Origin of the sequence: Ruminococcus champanellensis 18P13 = JCM 17042 (assembly GCF_000210095.1) — a bacterium.
Lineage (GTDB): Bacteria > Bacillota > Clostridia > Oscillospirales > Ruminococcaceae > Ruminococcus_F > Ruminococcus_F champanellensis.
The window spans coordinates 404,297-424,171 of record NC_021039.1; the positions used below are offsets into that span (position 1 = coordinate 404,297).

A 19,875-nucleotide genomic window follows, 5' to 3' on the forward strand; every position below is an offset into this window, starting at 1 on the left:
TTTTTCAGTTGGTTTCTGTTATAATGAGCACAGTGAAGATAGCATATACAAACTGCCACCGGGTAGTACAGCATTCCCGCACATCGTTAGGTCTTGGAAGATGTGCCGGGGTGCTTATTTTTTTGGAGGGAAGTCTATGAAGCAATCCATCGCAGCGTATTTCTCCAAGGGGGAGTGGCTCCTGTGGGGCGGCTCCGTGTGCGGCATTCTGCTGGCGTTCCTGGCATTCGACCGGGAAAGCTGGATGACCCTTGCCGCCTCCCTGATCGGGGTCACCTCCCTGATCTTCAACGCAAAGGGCAATCCGGCAGGGCAGGCGCTCATTATCCTGTTCAGCCTGCTGTACGGCGCCATCTCCTACTCCTTTGCCTACTACGGGGAAATGATTACCTACCTGGGCATGAGCGCCTCCATGGCGGTGTTCGCCCTGATCTCCTGGCTGCGGCATCCTTACCAGGGGAATCGGTCACAGGTGCAGGTGAATCAGATCACCCGGAACGAGGTGCTCTGCATGCTTCTGCTGACCGGGGCGGTGACGCTGCTGTTCTACTTCATTCTCCGGTATTTCCACACCGCCAACCTGCTGCCCAGCACGATCTCCGTCACCACCAGCTTTCTGGCGGTGTACCTGACCTTCCGGCGCAGCCCCTGGTTCGCTCTGGCTTATGGGGCAAATGATGCCGTACTGATCGTGCTGTGGACTCTTGCCGCCCGGCAGGATCCATCCTACCTGTCAGTGGTGGTGTGCTTTGTCATGTTCCTGGTGAACGATCTGTACGGGTTCTATAGCTGGTGCCGCATGGCGAAGCGGCAGGCAGAAGCGACTCCGGATGCGGCATAGGGCGGCACGGCACAAAGCATATCGAAAAATTTGAAAAAGGGCTTGACTCTGACGCAGCGTTATAGTTTATACTAGCAATGGAGGTGGTTTTATGATGACGGTTCACCAGGTTAGTCAGCGCACCGGTGTCAGCATCCGTACCCTGCAATATTACGACAGGATCGGACTGCTGCCCCCCACCGCATACTCCGAAGCCGGCTATCGGTTGTATGACGAAGGGGCGCTGGAGCATTTGCAGCAAATTCTGCTGTTCCGGGAACTGGAGTTCTCTCTGAAGGAGATCCGAAGGATCCTGCAAAGCCCGGATTTTGACCGGGAGCTGGCATTGCAGCAGCAGATCCGGCTGCTGACCCTGAAGCGGGAGCACCTGGATCATTTGATCACCTTCGCCCGTGGATTACAATCGACTGGAGGTAGGAATATGGATTTTACAGCGTTTGACACAGCGAAGCTGGATGCTTATGCAAAACAGGCAAAGGAACAGTGGCAGGATACGGCGGCTTACCAGGAATTCTCCGAAAAAAGCAAGGGTCGCTCCAAGGAAACGGAGCAGGGACTTGCACAGGGATTGATGGATATTTTCCGGGAATTTGGGACATGCCGGGATCAGGATCCGGGCGCCGAAGCCCCCCAGGCTCTGGTACAGCGTTTGCAGGGGTATATTTCGGAGCATTACTATACCTGTACACGGGAGATCCTGGGCTCCCTGGGGGAGATGTACGGGGCAGGCGGCGCATTCACCGGGAACATTGACAAGGCGGGGGGCAAGGGCACCGCAAGCTTTGCCCGGGAAGCCATCCGGATCTTCTGCGGATAAGAGAAGCAGGGCTGTCTGGAGGAATCCACAAGAAACCAACGAAAATCATGAAGAATTTATAAAATTTACACAAACACCTTGCATCTTTTCGTCCAATGTGCTATAATAATACCATCAAGAAAAGGAGGGTACGGTCATGATTGAAGTACATGTCATCAACGGGGATCTGTCCGAGCCGGAAATTGACGCATACATTGCTTACGGCAGAGAAAAGTATCCGGACAGGGAGATCTGTGGGGTGGACATCCGGCTGGACGGTGAATTTGTGGATCTGAAGTATTACTTTCGGCCCCGGTTTCAGCATGTGTACCGTGCCACGGATTATCTGGTCAAGACCCTGGATGTGCTCAACGACGCCAAGCGGGCGGAGTACCGGGACAAGGTCATGCACCCGGTGTATTGAGACAGCATCCCCATCGCACCACGCAAAAAACCGCCCGATTCCGGTATCCGGAGTCGGGCGGTTCTGTTATTCTGCGGCGGTTGTAGTTGTTGTGGCAGTGGTACTGCCCGGTGCGTCCGTGCCGGTGGTGACCGGGGCAGGCGCTTTTTCATAGGTGGTGATCTCCACCGTCCGGATCCGGATCTCCTCTGCCGGGGTCTTGTGGTTCTCCTCCCCGGTGGTGGCTGCTTCCGTAATGGCGTCCAGCACATCAAAGCCTGCATAGGTCTGACCAAAAACGGTCATCTGCTGGGAGTAGTTGGGCACGCCCCCTAGCTGCTCAAAGGCTCTCGCCACCTTGTTGTCCGGATTGTCCCCGTACATCTCCTTGATGAGGTCGTCGGTAAATTCAATGGAGTCCACCAGAATGAACCGACTGCCGTTGTAGTATTTCACCTTGTCCAGGAACATCTTCCAGAAGCCCGTGTCGGATTTGGTGGTCAATGCGCACAGTGCCCCCCGGAAGGGCCACAGATTGTCGGAGATCTCCCGTTCGATGGATTCATGCTCCTCCTGGTAGGCGTCCCCCAGCTCTCCGTCCGGGGTCTTGCTGCCGGCGGCGAAATATACCTTGGGTTCCAGCTGGAACACATAGGTGTCATCGTAGAATCCGGCGTTGGCAAGCTCCTCAAAGTTTTTCACCGCATTGGGTGCTTCCTCCGGGAACAGCCGCACGGAGATATCCCCCATGCTGGTGCGGATCACCGCCACCGGATCCTCCGGCTCCGGCTCCTCCAGCTGTACCAGATCCACCTTTGACAGATCCACCGTAGAGGTGTAGCCGTTCATGGACATACAGGCGTACAGGCTGGTACACACCGTGGCGGAGATCAGGGAGATCAGCAGGCCGATTTTCAGGATCCTGCCGGTGGTTGCTCTTTTCATAAACGTCCCTTTCCCTTACAGCTTGGTGATTTCCACGCCCTGGCGTGTTTCCTTGACCGCATACCCCAGGGCGGCGATCTCGTCCCGGAGCCGGTCAGCCTCGGCAAAATCCTTTGCCTTCCGTGCAACTGTCCGGGCATCCACCAGCTCCTGCACCTGTGCCGGAATCTCATTCCCCTGCTTCCGGTTGTACAGCAGCCCCAGCACCCCGGTCAGCTCATCGAACAGCCTGGCGCCGGCAGTGAGGGTATCCTTCGTGGTGGCAGGGTCATTGCTCCGGGTGTTCAGATCCCGCACCAGGTCAAACAATACGGACACCCCGTCCGCCGTGTTCAGGTCATCGTCCATGGCGGTGATGAACGCCTGCTTTCTCTGGTCAAACAGTGCCAGGGAATCCGGATCCGCTGCTCCGGCAGGCGCATTGGCAATGGCACGATCCAGGGTATCCCGGCAGGTGTACAGCCGCTCCAGGGATGCCTTGCATGCGTCCAGCAGCTCCACGCAGTAGTTGATGGGGCTGCGGTAGTGGGCCTGCACCATCATGTAGCGAACCACTTCATAGCCGTACTTCTCTGCGACCTCCCGGGCGGTGAAGAAATTTCCCAGGGACTTGGACATTTTCTTGTTGTCCACGTTGATATAGCCGTTGTGCATCCACAGGTTGGCAAGGGGCTTGCCGGTGACGGATTCGCTCTGTGCGATCTCGTTTTCGTGGTGGGGGAAGATCAGATCCTGTCCGCCGCAGTGGATATCCAGGGTATCCCCCAGATACTTCCGGCTCATGGCGGAGCACTCAATGTGCCAGCCGGGGCGACCCTTGCCCCAGGGGGAGTCCCAGTAGGGCTCCCCGGGCTTTGCCGCCTTCCATACGGCGAAATCCAGAGCGCTTTCCTTCCGTTCATCCACCCCGATCCGGGCGCCTGCCTGTAAATCCTCCATGGAATTCTTGGACAGCTTGCCGTATTCCGGGAAGCTGGCAGTGCGGAAGTATACATCTCCGTCCGCCTCATAGGCATGACCGGAGTCCACCAGTGCCTTTACAAAGTCAATGATGTCCTGCATGCAGGTGGTGACCTGGGGGTGTACGTCTGCGTCCATCACGTTCAGCCCGTGGGCATCGGTCTTGTACTCGGCGATATACTTCTCCGCCACCTGTGCGGCGGAACTGCCCTCCTCGTTGGCACGCTTGATGATCTTGTCGTCCACGTCGGTGAAATTCTGCACATACTTGACCGTATAGCCCCGCCAGGTCAGATACCGGCGCAGCACGTCAAAGGCACAGATGGGTCTGGCGTTGCCGATGTGGATAAAGTTGTATACGGTGGGGCCGCAGGCGTAGATGTTCACCTGCTTGCCCTGTTGGGGGAGAAGCTCCTCCTTTTTACGACTCATGGTGTTGTACAGGTACATATTCCTCATTCTCCTTTTCCTGGCTGTCCGGCTGTACCGACAGCATTTCTTCCAGCTTTTCGATCCGCACGGTGAGCCGGCAAAGCTCCTGTGCCACCGGATCCGGGATGTGGATCTGGTCAAGATCCGGACACACACGCTGCCCGTTCCGGCGCACCACCCGTGCAGGCACGCCCACGGCGGTACAGTCCGGCGGGACTTCCTCCAGCACCACCGCCCCGGCAGCGATCTTGGCGTTGTCCCCCACATAAAAGGAGCCCAGCACCTTTGCCCCGGAGCCAACGATCACGTTGTTGCCCAGGGTAGGGTGCCGCTTGCCCTTGTCCTTGCCGGTGCCTCCCAGGGTGACCCCCTGGTAGATCAGGCAGTTGTCCCCGATTTCCGTGGTCTCCCCGATCACCACCCCCATGCCGTGGTCGATGAACAGCCCCTTGCCGATCTTCGCCCCCGGATGGATCTCAATGCCGGTAAAGAAGCGGCTCATCTGGGAAATGATCCGGGCGATGGTAAAGCACTTGTGCTGGTAGAACCAGTGGGCACGGCGGTAGCTGTGTACCGCATGGAGCCCGGAATAGGTCAGGATGATCTCAAAGGCACTCCGTGCCGCCGGATCCCGTTCCTTGATCAGCGCAATATCCTCCCGCAGTCGTTTGAACAATTGGCAGCCTCCTATCATCAAAAACGCCCCCGGATGCCGAAGCATCCAGAGGCGAAAAGTCGCGGTTCCACTCTGATTTCTGACTCAAGCCCTTTAACGCAGGAATACGGGAGGCGATACTGGGCGCAAGCTGTTCCCACCTCCGGCTGGCAGCCGCACTTCACCAATGGCTGTTGCATGCCCTTTTCAGCATCCGGGCACTCTCTGCTGCAACCCACCGCAGGCTACTCTTGCTGTTACGCCTTTCTATTTTATTATACGCAAATCCGGGGATTTTGTCAACCCCCGTGCAGCCGTTCCCTTACGCCTCCGGGTCGATGAACTTCCAGTAGCCCCGCAGGTAGATCCATCCGGAGATCACCGTCAGACCGGCGCTGATCCATACCAGACCGGTGAGGATCCAGCCGCACACCCGGTCAATGGTGTCCGCACAGGCAAGGGAGAAGCTGTTGAAGTCTCCGGAAAAGCTCAGATACACCAGAATGGCGATGATGGTCACCATGGTGAAGGCGGTTTTCAGCTTGCCCCAGAAGCCGGCGGCGATCACCGTGCCGCTGTTGGCGGCAACCAGCCGCAGCCCGGATACCATAAACTCCCGCATCATGATAATGAGAAAGGGGATCACCCCGATCATCTGATTGTCCACGAAGCATGCCAGGGCGGTCATCACCAGCACCTTGTCCGCCAGGGGATCCAGGAATTTGCCGAAATTGGTGACCAGATTGTGCTTCCGGGCAAGATGCCCGTCCAGAGCGTCCGTGATGGAGGCGGCAATGAACACGATCATTGCCAGCAGGTAGTGACAGGGGATGCCGGGGATCAGGAAAAACACCAGGAATACCGGAATCAGCAGTACCCGCATCAGGGTCAGCTTATTGGGCAGATTCATCCGTGACCACCTCTCCCACAAAATCGTAATCCAGCACCTCGTCCAGCCGGACGGTAACGTAGTCCCCGATATGCAGCGGGGTCTCGCTGCGGATAAAGACCTTGCCGTCAATGTCCGGCGCATCCGCCGCCGTGCGTCCGAACCAGCATTCCGCCCACCGGTCGTAGCCCTCGATGACGGCGGTGCATACCTGCCCCAGTCTGGCGTTGTTCTTTTCCTCCACGATCAGCTGCTGCTGCTCCATGAGAATGTCCGCCCGGTGCTGCCGCACATCCTCCGGCACCTGATCCGGAAATTCCGCCGCCCTGGTGCCCTCCTCCTGGGAGTAGGCAAAGCAGCCCAGCCGATCGAACCGCTGCGCCTGGATAAATTCTGCAAGCTCCGTGAACTGGGCTTCCGTTTCTCCGGGGAAGCCGGTAATCAGCGTGGTTCGCAGGGTGATATCCGGGATCATCTGCCGGATCTTGTTCAGCAGGGCTGCCAGGGTGCCTGCATCCCCCTGCCGGTTCATGCGCCGGAGAATGTCCCCGTTGCAGTGCTGGATGGGGATATCCAGATACTTGACCAGCTTTTCCTCCCGTGCCATGACCTCCAGCAGCTTATCAGTGATCCGCTCCGGATAGCAGTACAGCACCCGGATCCAGCGGATGCCCTGGATCCGGCATAGCTGCTCCAGCAGCTCCGGCAGGCGGCTTTCCCCGTACAGATCCTCCCCGTACCGGGTGGTATCCTGGGCAATGACGGTCAGCTCCGTGACCCCATGCTCCGTCAGCCACCTGGCCTCCTCCAGCACATCCTCCATGGGCACGGAGCGGAAGCCGCCCCGGATCATGGGGATGGCGCAGTAGGTACAGCAGTTGTTGCAGCCCTCTGCGATTTTCAGATACGCAAAGAAGGGCAGGGTGGACAGCACCCGTCTGCCGGACATGGGCACATCCAGCTTGGAGCAGAAATGCACCATCCGCTCGTTGGCAAGCACATGGTCGATCACGTCAATGATCTGCCCCTGATCCCCGATGCCTATTACAGCGTCCACCTCCGGGAATTCGTCCGCTGCCTCCTGCCGGTAGCGCTCTGCCAGACATCCGGTCATAATGATCTTCCGGATGGAGCCCTCCGCCTTTAGCTGGCACAGCTCCAGGATCGTGTCGATTGCTTCCTCCTTGGCGGACTGGATAAAGCCGCAGGTGTTTACCACCACCACGTCCGCATCCCCCGGCTCGGTGACCAGTTCATAGCCCCGCTGCCGGATCAGATGGAGCATACGCTCCGAATCCACCAGATTCTTGGCACAGCCAAGGGATACCATTCCCACTTTAATGGACATGCTTGTTGTCTCCTTTGCTCGGGCAATCCACACCCTGGGGATTGCCGTGATTATTCCGAAAAATAGTCTTCCAAAGCGCAGCGGATGGCGTCATAGCCATACCCCCGCCGCACCAGTGCCGCCTTCACCCGGTTGATCCGCTTCTGATCCGTGGGATCCTGAAGGTCTGCGGCATATTTTCGCTCCAGCAGGGCTGCCAGTTGGGCATCGGTTTCCTCCTCGTAATCCGCCAGGGCTTCGTCGATCAGTTCATCGTCCAGCCCCTTCCGGCGCATTTCCTGCTTCGCCCGGTACAGCCCGTAGTGCTTTATCGTTACATACTTTTCCGCCAGGGAGGCGGCATACCGCCGGTCGTTGATCATCCCCAGCCTGACCAGCCGCCGGAGGACATGGTAGCAAACGTCCTCCTCATAGTTCTGCTCCAGCTTTTCAAACAGCTCCGCAAAGCCGTATGCCCGCACATCCAGCAGATACAGGGCACGTTCATAGGCACGCCGCCGCTGGGAGGCGATATGGATCTGTTCCACCGCCCCCTCCGGCAGCTCCAGCCCCGGCGCCAGGTGAAAATCCGCCGCAATGTCCCGGTGGATGAACAGGGGGTCTGCACCCTCCAGATCGATTTGCAGCACGCTGCCCTTATAAGGCGTAATATCGGTAATTTTCATATTGCTTATTCAGCCGGCGTGAATTCTTCAAAGTCATCCTCTGCGTTCACCAGGGGACTGATGTCCGCCCCGTAGGATTCTGCCGCATCTGCCGGCGCTTCCTCCGGTGCATCCTCCACAATATCCTCCGTATCCGCCAGCGCCTCATCCGCCGCCTTTTTCAGGTCAGCAGACTTCTTGGACTTTTTGGATACCAGCAGCAGCTTATCCTTCTGTTCCAGGATCTGTGCCTCGATCTCCTTCATCAGCTCCGGATCATTGGCGAGGATCTCCTTCACTTTGTCACGGCCCTGTCCCAGCTTCTGATCCTTATAAGAGAACCAGGAACCGCCCTTCTTCACGATATCCAGATCCACCGCCAGATCCAGCACCTCTCCCACCCGGGAGATGCCCTGTCCGAACATAATGTCGAACTCGCATTCCTTGAAGGGGGGCGCCACCTTGTTCTTGACGATCTTCACCCGGGTTCGGTTGCCGATGATCTGGGAGCCGTTCTTGATAGCTTCCGCCTTGCGCACCTCCATCCGCACGGAGGCGTAGAACTTCAGTGCCCGTCCGCCGGGGGTGGTTTCCGGATTGCCGTACATAACGCCGATCTTCTCCCGGATCTGGTTGATGAAAATGGCGACGCAGTTGGATTTTGCAATGACGGAGGTGAGCTTCCGCATGGCCTGGGACATGAGCCGGGCAAGCTGTCCCACATGGTTGTCTCCCATATCCCCGTCGATCTCCGCCTTGGTGGTCATGGCAGCCACCGAGTCCAGTACGATCACGTCAATGGCACCGGAGCGTACCAGTGCCTCTGCGATCTCCAGTGCCTGCTCGCCGCTGTCCGGCTGGGATACCAGCAGGTTGTTGATGTTGACCCCCAGCTTTTCCGCATACACCGGATCCAGGGCGTGCTCCACGTCGATGAAGGCTACCTCGCCCCCCAGCTTCTGCGCCTCTGCAATGATGTGCAGCGCCACCGTGGTCTTACCGGAGCTTTCCGGCCCGTACAGCTCCACGATTCTGCCCCGGGGGACTCCCCCGATGCCCAGTGCCAGATCCAGGGTCATGGAGCCGGTGGGGATGGCGTCCACATTCAGCGCCTTGGTCTGCCCCAGCTTCATGACCGCCCCGGCGCCGTACATTTTCTCGATGTGGGCGATGGCGCTTGCCAGTGCCTTTTTCTTTTCCTCGGCGGTGGTGAGCTTCACAGGCGCCGCCACGGACTTCTTTTTCAGTTCTGCCTTTGCCATTGTATTACCTCCGTGCCCCGGCAGGACGCATGCCGCTTACCACACGGCTGATCCCTGCAAGATCGGGGAAACTCTCAATATTTTCATACCCTGCATGGGTCAGAAAGCTGCTGACTGCCGCCTCCTGCCCCATGCCGATTTCAAACAGCAGCCTGCCACCCGGGTTCAGGCTCTCCTGCCACAGTGCCGGGAGCTCCCGGTAAAACAGCAGTCCGTCCTGCCCCCCGTCCAGGGCGGCTCTGGGTTCAAACTGTACCTCTTTTTGCAGGGCGGCAAGATCCGCCTCTGTCAGATAGGGGGGATTGCTGACGATCACGTCCACTCCCCGGATGCTTTCTGCCAGTGCCGGATCCAGCACGTCCCCCTTCACGATATGCAGGGGCGTACGATTCAGCGCCGCATTCTCCTGCAGGTACCGGAGGGCATCCGCCGACTGCTCCACCGCTGTGACCCGGCCATGGGGCAGACAGTGGGCAAGGGCAATGCCGATGCAGCCGCTGCCGGCGCAAAGATCCAGGATCTTCGGGGCGGACATGCCCTCTGCCGCCCGGAGCGCACATTCCACCAGGGTCTCCGTGTCCTGCCGGGGGATCAGCACGCCGGGACCCACCCGGAAGGGCAGCCCGTAAAATTCCCACTCCCCCAGCAGATACTGCAAGGGCTCGCCTGCCAGCCGCCGCCGGGTCAGAGCATGCAAAGCGGCAGCCTGTTCCCCGGTCAAAGGCTCCTCCAACTGCTGCCGGGTCATGAGCCGACAGGATGCCCCCAGCACATGCTCCAGCAGGCACGCCGACTCAAAGTCCGGGCTTTCCAGCCCCCCCTTCCGGAGCTGCTGCCGGAGTGCCAACCGGGCTTCCCGGCGGCTTACCACTGATCGTCCGCCAGATCCTGGGGGATGCAGGGGGTGATGGCGGCGATGGCAACTTCAATCTGTTTGTCATCCGGCTCCCGGGTGGTGATCCGCTGCAATTGCAGCCCCGGTGCGGACAGGATCCTGGTAAAGGGATTGGTGTATCTGCCGGCAAGCCGGATGAACTCATAGGAAATACCCACCACCAGGGGCAGCATCCCCAGGCTGCACAGCACACGCTGCCACACCACGAACCGGGCGGGAATGAAGCATGCCGCAAAGATCCCCACGATCAGCACGATAAAGATAAAGCTGGTGCCGCAGCGGGGGTGGAACCGGGTCATTTTTTTCACATGCTCCACTGTCAGAGGCAGATGCGCCTCATAGCAGGCAATGGTCTTATGCTCCGCTCCGTGGTATTCGTATGTACGCCGGATGTCCTTCATGCAGGAGGTCACCGCCATATATCCTACAAATACCGCAATTTTCACAATGCCCTCCGCAATGCTCCGGACAATGTGGTTGCCGGTCAGAGGATCGATCAGACCCACCACCCACTTGGGCAGGTACAGAAACAGCAGGAAGGCGAACACCGTGCTGATCAATGCGCTGACCACCATCAGAGCCTTCATGAATTTCTCTCCCAGGTGATCCGTCAGCCATTGCTCAAACCGGTTCAGCTCCTCCTCCTCGTCATCGTCCTCCACCTGCTTTTCGGCGGATTTCATCAGACACCGGTATCCGTCCTTCATGGACAGCACAAAGTTGACGCAGCCCCGCACCAGGGGCACACGCCGGTACCAGGGGGGATTCTTTCCGTTTTTCTCCTCCCAGATTTCTACGTCAATGGTGCCGTCCGGCAGGCGGCACGCCATGGCTCCCTTCAGGGGGCCCTTCATCATCACGCCTTCGATCAGCGCCTGTCCGCCGATCTTGCTTTTGTGCAGCGCCTTCTGCGCCTTTGTTTCCTCTGCCATAGCTGCTCCTTTTACGCTTTCCCATGCCCGGCGGCGGGAATGTCAATGGTCACCGTGGTGCCCACGCCCTCCGCACTGGCGATCTCCAGCCTGCCCCCATGCTGCCGGATGATCTCGTCCGCCACTCCAAGCCCGATGCCGGATCCCCGGCGGCTGTGGTTGGCTTTGTAGAATTTGGTTTTGATCTTGGGAAGATCCGAGGCTTTGATGCCTACCCCCTGATCCTCCACCACAATGCACACCGTTTTCCCCTCGTCCTTCTGGGTGGCGGTGATCTGTACCTTGCCCCCCGGGTTGGAGTATTTGATGGCGTTGTCGATGATATTGATAAACACCTGCCGGATCCGGTTCTTGTCCCCGTATACGATGGGCAGAAACTCCGGCTCATTGTAGAGAATTTCGATATGCTCCCGTCTTGCACGCTCCGTGTAGATGAGCACCGCCTCTCCCAGCTCCGCCAGCACGTCCATTTTGTCCATCTGCATGGTGAAATGGCCGCTCTGCATCCGGGAAAAGTCCAGAAGCTCCTCCACCATCCGGGAAAGCCGCTCGGTTTCGTTGGTGATGACCCGAATGCCCTTGTGCATGGTTTCCATATCCCCTCCGGCGTTCAGGGTCTCCGCCCAGCCCTTGATGGCGGTCAGCGGCGTCCGCAGCTCGTGGGATACGGAGGAAATGAACTCGTTTTTCATGGTCTCCGTGGCGGAAAGCTCGTCCGCCATATGGTTGATGGCGGTGCAGAGATCCCCGATCTCGTCCTTGCCGGAGGCGGCGATCCGCACGGAGAAATCCCCCTTTGCGAATTTTTCCGCCGTGGCGCTGATCTGCCGGATGGGGAACACGATGGAGCGGATAAAGTACATGCCGGACAGAGCAAGCAGCAGGAACACCCCGATGCACAGCAGGGTCATGGCAACGGAAAAGGTGAGGATGTTGGCGTCGATCTCCGTCAGGGAGATGACCATCCGCACAGCGGTGTACTCGTCGGACAGATCCTCAATGGGATAGGTCACCGCCATCACATGCTCCCCGCTGCGGAGCCTGCCTACCGTGTAGCTGTAGGCGTTCCGATCCCCCTCCATCGCCATATCATAGTCCGGCATGCTGACCCGTTCGTCCGGGGAGAAGCCGGAGGAGGTCAGAACCACATGCCCCCGGACGTCAATGGCCATCAGCTCGATCTTGTCCTTGTCGCTGAAGTTCTCCAGGGTATTCCGGATCTCTGCGGAAAAGCTGGCGGGGCTGTCCTCCGCATACCGGCTCAGAACGCCGGATACCGCATTCATTTTCGACAGCAGGTACTGCTGTGCGCCGCCGTAGTAGTAATTCTGGATGGCGTAAATGAACCCCAGCTCCACCGTCAGCAGCACCAGCAGCACCACGCACAGATTGTTCAGGATCCACCGCTTGGTGATGGTTTGCCTTGCCATGTTACATTCCCCCGGCAGCGCCCTCAGGCGTCATTCCACTTGTAGCCGTAGCCCCAGATGGTGATGATGTACTGGGGGTTGGAGGGCTCATCCTCGATCTTCATGCGGATCCGCCGGATGTTCACGTCCACGATCTTGTCGTCTCCGAAGTAGCTGTCTCCCCAGATGTGACTGAGAATGCTGGAGCGATCCAGGGCGGTGTTCTTGTTGTTCATAAAATACTCCAGGATCTGGTATTCCACCTGGGTCAGATCCACCGGCTTGCCGTTTTTGGACACGGTGCGGCTCTTGAGGTTCAGCAGGAAGGGGCCGGATTCGATCACCGGGTTGTTCTCGTTCTTGATGAAGCTCATGCACACCCGCCGGTAAATGGCGTCCACCCGGGCGGTCAGCTCCGAGGGGGAAAAGGGCTTGGTGATGTAATCGTCCGCCCCGATCATCAGACCGCTGACCTTGTCCATTTCCTGCGCCTTGGCGGTGAGCATAATGATCCCCAGGGTGGAGCTGCGCTCCCGCAGCTTCTTGCAGACGGTGAATCCGTCGATGCCGGGCATCATAATGTCCAGCAGCACAATATCGAAGTTTCCATGCTCTGCGTCAAAGGTTTTCAAGGCTTCTTCGCCGCAGTTTACGTCGGTTACATCGTAGCCGGCACGTTTGAGGTTGATGACCACGAAATCACGGATCACATCCTCGTCCTCGCATACAAGAATTCGTTTCAAGTTCCGGTTCCTTCCTTTCTGCATTGTGATCAGGCGTGAAACAGCAGGATTGCTTCACTGACGGTAAGTCCCAGGGGATCCGTCGTTTCCGGTACCTGCGCCAGGTACCGGAGTCCGTTTTTGGAGCAAAGCAGGACATAGCCGTTGTCCAGCCGATCCTGAAGGGTGTCGGCGCTGTCGGTGATGCACAGCCGCAGCAGAGGCAGGGTACTGTCCTCCAGGCTCCTGCCCAGCTTGTAAAACACCAGTTCCTCCGCCAGAGCATCCTGCTTGACCGTTACCTTCCGCTCCCACCGCCGGGGCAGGACGAAGGAGAATTGCTGATCCGGACTGTAATAGCCGGAGCATTTGCGCATCAGGCTGCCGCCCCGGCACTCGTACCAGCTTGTCATCCGGATCTGCTCGCTTTCCGTGGCGTCCGTATATCCGGGGAACAGGGTGTTTACCGGGATCTCCGCAATGCCGTCCCCGTCCAGGTCACAGGTCAGATACCCGCTTTGCCGGCTGGTACGGATGCCGGAGTCCCCATCGGTGTATACCAGGGTGAGCACCCCCTCCTGCATGGTCAGCGCCTGGGTCTGAATGGTGGAGGAGCCGGTCATGCCGTCCAGCCACACACAGGGGATCCCATCCGCCGTATTTCCGTACAGAAGATTTGCAAAGTCCGTAAAGCCCTCGTTCAGTGCTGTCCGGGATTCGTAATAGCTGCCGTCCCGGGCAAGCACATAGGTGACGGCACGGGCGGACTGGGACACAGTCTGCCCGCAGACGATCAGCAGCTCGTTTTCCCCGTTCTGATCCAGGTCGCATACATCCGCCAGGGAGTAGCTGCTGTTCAGAGTCTCCGTCAGCGCCCCGTCCCGGTAGTCGTATACGCTGAGCACCCGTTCCCCCCGGTTCACCATGCTGTAGCCCACGATGATGTTGGTGCGGCTGTTGCTGCCCAGCCGGGAGATCATGACCTTTTCCACCTCGGCACCCCCTGCCGCCAGATCATACACCGATCGCCAACTGCCGTTGATCTGATCCAGCACATTGAGCCGCAGGGCGTTCTCCTCGCTTTGCAGCAGGTTTTTTTCGTAAAATACCAGAGCCTCATCCTCTCCGTCTCCGTCAATATCGCTGACGATAAAAGCGGACAGGTAGTCCCCGGTCTTGGGATATTTCAGACTGATGTTGCTGCCTGCCGCCCGGCGAAGTGCTTCATAGATCTGCTCCTGCTCCACGCTGAGCTTCGGGGGGGACAGCAGTCCGTCAATGCTGGTGCTGAAGGTGCAGCCGGACAGCAGCGTCACCGCCGCCGTGCAGGCTGCAAGCAGCCGTGCTTTCATGGGCTTCCTCCGGTTCAGTCCCGATCGTCCAGCGGCACATAGGCACGCTCCTTGGCGATGGCCTTGTATGCGGGGCGGATGATCCGCTTGCCGGTGATGGTCTCCTCCATCCGATGGGCTGCCCATCCGGCGATCCGGGAAATGGCAAACATGGGCGTGTACAGATCTGCCGGGATCCCCAACATTTTGTATACCAATCCGGAGTACATGTCCACGTTGGCGCAGATGGCCTTGTCACTGGTCTTGAAATCACGGAAGATCTCCGGGGTCAGCCGCTCGATGGTGTCCAGCAGCCGGAACTCTGCCTCGATGTCCTTGCCGTGGGCAAGCTCCATTGCCTTGCGCTTGAGGATCACCTCTCTGGGGTCGGACAGGGTGTATACCGCATGCCCCATGCCGTAGATCAGACCGGAGCCGTCCCCGGCTTCCTTCCGCAGGATCTTCCGCATATGGTCAGCCACCTGCCCCTCGTCCTCCCAGTTCTTCACGTTTTCCTTGAAGGAATCCAGCATCTGCATCACCTTGATGTTGGCACCGCCGTGCCGGGGACCCTTCAGTGCCCCGATGGCTGCCGCATAGGCGGAGTAGGCGTCCGTGCCGGAGGAGGTCAGCACCCGGCAGGTAAAGGTGGAGTTGTTGCCGCCGTGCTCTGCATGCAGGGTCATGAGCGTATCCAGCAGATGGGCTTCCGCATCCGTATACTGCCGGTCGTTCCGCAGCAGGGACAGTACGGTCTGGGCGGTGTTTTCCTCCGGCCGCAGGGGATGCATGATCATGCTCTCTCCGTCAAAGTGGCTGCGCTTGACCTGGTATGCGGATGCCATGATCACCGGCAGCTTTGCCACCAGACTGATGGCGGTGCGCAGCTCGTTTTCAATGCTCTTGGTCTCGCACTCCGCATCGTAGGAATACAGCGCCAGCACGGAACGTGCCATCTTGTTCATGATGTTGTTGGAGGGCGCCTTGAGGATCATGTCCACCACGAAATTCTCCGGCAGGGGCCGGCAGGCGGACAGATGCCGGGTAAAGGCGTCCAGCTCCTGCCGGTTGGGCAGATCCCCCAGCAGTAGCAGGTATACGGTTTCCTCAAAGCCGAAGCGCCCCTCCTGCTCCGCATGGGACACCAGGTCATTGATCTGATAGCCCCGGTAGATCAGCTCGCCGGGAATGGGGTCGATCTCCCCTTCGTTGACCACATAGCCGTGTACGTTGCAGATCTTGGTGATCCCGGCAATGACGCCGGTGCCGTCGCTGCGGCGCAGACCACGCTTCACATGGAATTTCTCGTACAGCTGGGGATCGATCCGGGAGCCGGCGATCAGCTTGTCACACAGGGGCTTCAGATTCATCATATTTTCGTTCTGCTGATTCATGGGATTCCGCCTTTCTGTACCGGCGGCACGCACAGGGACAGCCTGTCCGCCGGACTCGCATTCATAGGCGTCTGCGGGTTCTATGCGCTAGCCTACACTTATATTTTATTATACTATAGCCCGGATTGCTTGTCAATGGGTCATTCCATGAAATGCCGGTGAAACCGGGGTTTGACAAGGGGTATGTCCAAAGCGTATAATAGGAAGCAGCAAAGGATACGGAAAGGAGTGGGCATATGCCCGGATTACAGATGGCGGCGTGGATCGCCGCAGGGCTTGTGGGCTTGTTCCTGCTGCTCTGGATGGGCAACCGGTGCGCCAAGCACCGGGGCAGGGTGGGAGAACGGATGGTGGCAGCACAGCTACGCCGGTTTGCCCGGAAGCATGGGGGAAAGGTGTGCAGCAACGTGTACCTGCCCCTGTATGCGGGCACCTGCGAGATCGACCACCTGCTGTTCGGCAGCTTCGGGGTGCTGGTGGTGGAAACCAAGCATGTGGGCGGCGAGATCTCCGGCAACGGCAGTCAACTGCGGCAGGTGATGGGCAGCAAGACCCACCAGCTATACAATCCCCAGCTGCAAAACAAGACCCATGTGGACAATGTGCGGCATCATCTGCGGAAGGCGGGGCTGGAACGGATCCCGGTGCAGGGACTGGTGGTGTTCTCCAATCCCCGGGCGGTGCTGCATACCCAGGCAGGGATTCCCCTGTCCCGGCTCCAGGATACCCTGTGCAGACTGCCGGATGCCCGTCAGCCCTGGAAGCAGGCATACGCCGCGCTCCGGGCGGTGCAGGTGCGCAATCCCCTGCGGCAGCTGTGGCACGACTGGAAGCCCCATCGGAAAAAGCGGTAACAGAAAACGGATCCGGAATATTCCGGATCCGTTTTTTGATGCCTTACATTACTTTGTCCTGCGCTTTGCACGGCGCTTGGTGATGTATTCCGCCTGTGCCTGCCGACGGGCTGCAACCGCTGCCAGCAGCGCCTTGTTGTGCTTGTGGTCGTACAGCCCCAGCCCTACGCATGCGGCGATGCCAAGGAGCATCAGCATAAGACCCTGGGTAAAGCCGTTGGGCAGGAAGCTCATTTCCACCTCGTGGGTACCGGGGGAAAGCTGTACGCCGATCATGGCGTTGAACAGCACGATGGGTTCCACCTTCTTGCCGTCCACCTTTACAGTCCAGCCCTCCTCGTAGGGGATGGAGGTCATCATCACCTGACCCTCCTGGGCGGTGATGGTACCCTTGAACCAGCGCTCGCTGTGGTCGGTGATCTCCCACTGCTGCTGCTTGAGCTTTGCAATGTCCTCCTCAAACTTTGCCTGGTTGAAGTGGTAGAAGAATGCGTTCTGGAAGATGGTGTATTCCTTGGTGACGGTCATCCGGATGGTGAACTCCTGTCCTGCCGGCAGAGAGCCAAGACTGACGATCCGGTAATCGTCCCCTTCAAAGTAATAGGTGAGGAATTCCCCGTCCAGGAACTCGCCCTCCTTGTTCCAGAAGGGACTGTACCACAGGTTCACCTGCCGCTGATTCTCGGTCTTGAAGAAGAAGTAGATGGGATCATCGGACAGCGCCTTGAACTTCATGTCGATGGTGTGATCCCCCTCGCCGCTGACATCGTAGCAGGTCTGCACACCGTAGGGACGGGCGGTCAGATTGTTGAGGATCGGCTCCCCCTCCTGGGGAATGGGGTAGAAGTATTCGGTGTTTCCGGTGATGGCACCGGTGGTGGGATCGAAGGTGGTGCTGCCGCAAATGGTGCTCATCATCACGTTCTGGCTGTTGAAGGGGTTGTCGTTGCCAAGACCGGTGATCCGGCGGGCGGTGTTGCTGACCATGTAGCCGATGGACATGGCGTTGGGGTTTTCGTAAACCGTCACCAGCTGTTCCTTCTGATCCTGCTTCTTGCACATCTGGCTGAATACCTCATGGTAGCCTTCGTTCACGTTGTCGGACTGATCCAGCACATACTTGATGCCCAGCAGACTGTCGGAAATGGGAGTGGACCCGTTGTACTTGGTGTAGTAGCTGTGGCAGGTGTAGCCCATTGCCTCGATGAACTTGATGATCCGGGTGTTCATAACGGAGCTGGAGTGGGTGATGCCCCGCAGCCCGAACGCCAGGTCATCGTTCACCATCCGGTGGTAGGTCTTGTCTGCCCGGTAGAAGGATTTGTCGTAGTCGTAGAGCCGGTCGGTGATCTCCCTGCCGCTCTGAATGTAGGAAATATAGGTGCGGCGCTCGGAGTATGCCACTTCCTTGTCGGTGGATTTCATGGTATCCAGGGCATTGTAAGTCAGCTCGCCGCCGATCAGCAGCATTATGAGGATGGGCAGCACCTTTTTGCTGTTCTTTTTCTGCTGGATGAACAGCAGGATGGTGTAAGCCCCAAACAGACCTACGGATACCCAGATGGCGCCCTTGGTATCCAGATAATCAAATTCCCCATGCTTGTTCTTCTCGTACAGCACCAGCATCAGGAACATGAACCACACAAAGAAGCTGCCGTAAATGGCGGCGGGCTTGGTTTCCTTCAGCTCCTTGAACGCCATGGCAGCCATGGTGAGGATCACGAAGGAGAAAATGAAGGAGTACCGGAAGGGCAGCCAGTTGGGCATCTGACCGCCGTGCCACATCATATCCACCGGACGGATGTACATGCTGGTGAACAGTGCCGCTGCCAGCAGACCCATGCCGATCTTCTTGCGCAGGGGGATCTTGCTGTTCAGGAAGAACAGGGGCAGCAGCAGGGCGGTGATCAGACCGCAGTAGATCTCCGGCATACCCTGGACGTTGACGGAATTGTACTGTGCCACAGAGGCGATCTGGGCAAAGAAGTCAATGGGGGTGAACTGGAGCTTGAAGGAGTAATCCGGGTTGGCGGTAAAATTGAATTTACCAAGCGCCAGTGCGTTGTATACCGGCAGAACCAGTACCGCCGCTATCATCAGAGCCACCACCGTGCACAGGAACATCCGCAGGATGCTGTAGCCGTATGCCTTCAGATCCTTGCTCTTCATGCGGAAATGCTTGAGCTTGTCGGAGCCGGCAAACAGGTAGTAGGCGAAGTACAGGGCGGTGAAGATGCAGATCATGAAGCCGATGTAGAAGTTTGCGAAGCACATCAGCGCCAGGGGGATGATGTAGTTGATCTTTCTGCCGTCGTCGATCAGATACTCCACGCCCAGGCAGATCAGGGGCAGGAACACCAGACCGTCCAGCCACATGGGGTCGATCAACTGGGTGATGGCATACGCCATCATGGCGTACATCATGGAGAACAGCAGGGCGTGCAGGGGCTTGAGCTTCCGGGATTTTTGCAGGAAGTAGCAGAAGGTGACCGCTGCGGTGCCCAGCTTGCAAAGCTGCATGATGAGCAGACTGCCCAGGATCATGGTGCGGGGCAGGAGAATGACGATCAGAGTAAAGGGACTTGCCAGATAGTAGCCGATGATGCCGAAGAACTCACCGGACAGGTTCCGGGACCAGTTGTAGAAAATACTGCCGTCCCCCCAGAACGCATCCCGGATGGCTTCAAAGTAGTACACATACTGTCCGTTCAGATCCAGGCACAGAACCGATTCCGGGCCAAAGGGATACATGCCGAACAGGGCATATGCCAGATAGGTCAGTGCTACGGGAATGAAGAACGCCAGGATGTAGATATAATTCCGGGCGCACCAGCACTGGAGCCGCTCAAAGAACCCGATCTTGCCCAGAGGGGGCAGCTTGACCTGGGTCTTGGGAGCAGCCTTCATGGGCTTGTCCCCCTGGGTCTGCTCCGGCTGGGGCGCAGCCTGTGCCTGGGCTTCCGCCTTTGGCTCTGCCTGGGGCGCATGCTGCTTGGCAGCCATCTGCTTGCGCTTTGCCTTGGATGGTTTGGATGACATGATGATCCTCCTTCTTTGTTATGGGCGCATACTGCACCCGAATTTCCATATACTTTTCTATTATACACGATGCCAGTGCTTTTTTCAACCCTTCCGGTGAATTTTCCGCTGGTTTCTTGCGGTG

18 protein-coding genes are annotated in these 19,875 nt (G+C 58.3%); 4 read left to right on the plus strand and 14 right to left on the minus strand.

The genetic code is table 11. The features are described from left to right. The first annotated feature begins 136 nt into the window (after positions 1-136). The 3 genes from pnuC (at position 137) to RUM_RS01780 (ending at position 2,061) form a co-directional block, all read left to right on the plus strand. Positions 137-841, plus strand: coding sequence for a nicotinamide riboside transporter PnuC (gene pnuC, locus RUM_RS01770; RefSeq protein WP_015557512.1), 705 nt, complete (start codon positions 137-139; stop codon positions 839-841). Between the two features lie 91 nt (positions 842-932). Next, the gene (locus RUM_RS01775) at positions 933-1,658 is read left to right on the plus strand and encodes a MerR family transcriptional regulator (protein WP_015557513.1); all 726 of its coding nucleotides are present in this window, start codon (positions 933-935) and stop codon (positions 1,656-1,658) included. A 136-nt stretch (positions 1,659-1,794) separates the two neighbouring features. After that, complete coding sequence (locus tag RUM_RS01780) at positions 1,795-2,061, plus strand: hypothetical protein (protein ID WP_015557514.1); 267 nt, start codon at positions 1,795-1,797, stop codon at positions 2,059-2,061. A 66-nt stretch (positions 2,062-2,127) separates the two neighbouring features. On the opposite strand, the gene RUM_RS01785 is transcribed toward RUM_RS01780, so the two are convergent. The 13 genes from RUM_RS01785 to RUM_RS01845 all read right to left on the minus strand — a co-directional run bounded on the left by RUM_RS01785 (position 2,128) and on the right by RUM_RS01845 (position 15,858). Next, entirely contained in the window at positions 2,128-2,985 is an 858-nt protein-coding gene (locus RUM_RS01785) for a peptidylprolyl isomerase (protein WP_015557515.1), read from the minus strand. A 15-nt stretch (positions 2,986-3,000) separates the two neighbouring features. Continuing rightward, positions 3,001-4,395 (minus strand): cysteine--tRNA ligase, encoded by a 1,395-nt coding sequence (cysS, locus tag RUM_RS01790; protein WP_015557516.1) that lies wholly within the window; start codon positions 4,393-4,395, stop codon positions 3,001-3,003. Continuing rightward, entirely contained in the window at positions 4,367-5,053 is a 687-nt protein-coding gene (gene epsC, locus RUM_RS01795; RefSeq protein WP_041326211.1) for a serine O-acetyltransferase EpsC, read from the minus strand. The genes cysS and epsC overlap by 29 nt, the downstream gene beginning before the upstream one ends. A gap of 301 nt (positions 5,054-5,354) precedes the next feature. Then, a complete protein-coding gene (pgsA, locus tag RUM_RS01800; RefSeq protein ID WP_015557517.1) occupies positions 5,355-5,942 on the minus strand; it encodes a CDP-diacylglycerol--glycerol-3-phosphate 3-phosphatidyltransferase in 588 nt (195 codons plus the stop codon). Next, positions 5,926-7,269: a 30S ribosomal protein S12 methylthiotransferase RimO gene (gene rimO, locus RUM_RS01805; protein ID WP_015557518.1), complete on the minus strand. Its 1,344-nt coding sequence runs from the start codon at positions 7,267-7,269 to the stop codon at positions 5,926-5,928. The genes pgsA and rimO overlap by 17 nt, the downstream gene beginning before the upstream one ends. Before the next feature lie 50 nt (positions 7,270-7,319). Next, entirely contained in the window at positions 7,320-7,934 is a 615-nt protein-coding gene (locus tag RUM_RS01810) for a regulatory protein RecX (protein ID WP_015557519.1), read from the minus strand. A 5-nt stretch (positions 7,935-7,939) separates the two neighbouring features. Next, positions 7,940-9,175, minus strand: coding sequence for a recombinase RecA (gene recA, locus RUM_RS01815; RefSeq protein ID WP_015557520.1), 1,236 nt, complete (start codon positions 9,173-9,175; stop codon positions 7,940-7,942). 4 nt (positions 9,176-9,179) lie between these two features. Beyond that, a complete protein-coding gene (prmC, locus tag RUM_RS01820) occupies positions 9,180-10,046 on the minus strand; it encodes a peptide chain release factor N(5)-glutamine methyltransferase (protein ID WP_054685634.1) in 867 nt (288 codons plus the stop codon). After that, complete coding sequence (locus RUM_RS01825) at positions 10,040-11,002, minus strand: DUF1385 domain-containing protein (protein WP_015557521.1); 963 nt, start codon at positions 11,000-11,002, stop codon at positions 10,040-10,042. Before RUM_RS01825 ends, prmC begins: the two co-directional genes overlap by 7 nt. Positions 11,003-11,013: 11 nt before the next feature. Next, positions 11,014-12,432 carry a sensor histidine kinase gene (locus RUM_RS01830; RefSeq protein ID WP_015557522.1) on the minus strand — a complete coding sequence of 473 codons (1,419 nt, stop codon included), beginning with the start codon at positions 12,430-12,432 and terminating at the stop codon, positions 11,014-11,016. A 23-nt stretch (positions 12,433-12,455) separates the two neighbouring features. After that, positions 12,456-13,154: a response regulator transcription factor gene (locus tag RUM_RS01835; protein ID WP_022357440.1), complete on the minus strand. Its 699-nt coding sequence runs from the start codon at positions 13,152-13,154 to the stop codon at positions 12,456-12,458. Between the two features lie 29 nt (positions 13,155-13,183). Beyond that, positions 13,184-14,485 (minus strand): hypothetical protein, encoded by a 1,302-nt coding sequence (locus tag RUM_RS01840; RefSeq protein WP_015557523.1) that lies wholly within the window; start codon positions 14,483-14,485, stop codon positions 13,184-13,186. A gap of 14 nt (positions 14,486-14,499) precedes the next feature. Next, a complete protein-coding gene (locus RUM_RS01845) occupies positions 14,500-15,858 on the minus strand; it encodes a citrate synthase (RefSeq protein WP_015557524.1) in 1,359 nt (452 codons plus the stop codon). A 236-nt stretch (positions 15,859-16,094) separates the two neighbouring features. Between RUM_RS01845 and RUM_RS01850 the strand changes: the two genes are divergently transcribed. Continuing rightward, entirely contained in the window at positions 16,095-16,712 is a 618-nt protein-coding gene (locus RUM_RS01850; protein ID WP_015557525.1) for a nuclease-related domain-containing protein, read from the plus strand. 48 nt (positions 16,713-16,760) lie between these two features. Here RUM_RS01850 and RUM_RS01855 read toward each other — a convergent pair whose 3' ends face one another. Then, positions 16,761-19,751, minus strand: a complete 2,991-nt coding sequence (locus RUM_RS01855; protein WP_015557526.1) for a YfhO family protein — start codon at positions 19,749-19,751, stop codon at positions 16,761-16,763. Positions 19,752-19,875: the final 124 nt, after the last annotated feature.

Excerpts from the sequence above, each read along its gene's own strand:
- RUM_RS01775 (WP_015557513.1), top strand. The coding sequence starts at position 933 with ATGATGACGGTTCACCAGGTTAGTCAGCGCACCGGTGTCAGCATCCGT.
- RUM_RS01845 (WP_015557524.1), bottom strand. The coding sequence starts at position 15,858 with ATGAATCAGCAGAACGAAAATATGATGAATCTGAAGCCCCTGTGTGAC.
- recA (WP_015557520.1), bottom strand. The coding sequence starts at position 9,175 with ATGGCAAAGGCAGAACTGAAAAAGAAGTCCGTGGCGGCGCCTGTGAAG.
- RUM_RS01850 (WP_015557525.1), top strand. The coding sequence starts at position 16,095 with ATGCCCGGATTACAGATGGCGGCGTGGATCGCCGCAGGGCTTGTGGGC.
- pnuC (WP_015557512.1), top strand. The coding sequence starts at position 137 with ATGAAGCAATCCATCGCAGCGTATTTCTCCAAGGGGGAGTGGCTCCTG.
- pgsA (WP_015557517.1), bottom strand. The coding sequence starts at position 5,942 with ATGAATCTGCCCAATAAGCTGACCCTGATGCGGGTACTGCTGATTCCG.
- RUM_RS01825 (WP_015557521.1), bottom strand. The coding sequence starts at position 11,002 with ATGGCAGAGGAAACAAAGGCGCAGAAGGCGCTGCACAAAAGCAAGATC.
- RUM_RS01780 (WP_015557514.1), top strand. The coding sequence starts at position 1,795 with ATGATTGAAGTACATGTCATCAACGGGGATCTGTCCGAGCCGGAAATT.
- rimO (WP_015557518.1), bottom strand. The coding sequence starts at position 7,269 with ATGTCCATTAAAGTGGGAATGGTATCCCTTGGCTGTGCCAAGAATCTG.
- RUM_RS01840 (WP_015557523.1), bottom strand. The coding sequence starts at position 14,485 with ATGAAAGCACGGCTGCTTGCAGCCTGCACGGCGGCGGTGACGCTGCTG.
- RUM_RS01785 (WP_015557515.1), bottom strand. The coding sequence starts at position 2,985 with ATGAAAAGAGCAACCACCGGCAGGATCCTGAAAATCGGCCTGCTGATC.
- cysS (WP_015557516.1), bottom strand. The coding sequence starts at position 4,395 with ATGTACCTGTACAACACCATGAGTCGTAAAAAGGAGGAGCTTCTCCCC.
- RUM_RS01830 (WP_015557522.1), bottom strand. The coding sequence starts at position 12,432 with ATGGCAAGGCAAACCATCACCAAGCGGTGGATCCTGAACAATCTGTGC.
- RUM_RS01810 (WP_015557519.1), bottom strand. The coding sequence starts at position 7,934 with ATGAAAATTACCGATATTACGCCTTATAAGGGCAGCGTGCTGCAAATC.
- RUM_RS01855 (WP_015557526.1), bottom strand. The coding sequence starts at position 19,751 with ATGTCATCCAAACCATCCAAGGCAAAGCGCAAGCAGATGGCTGCCAAG.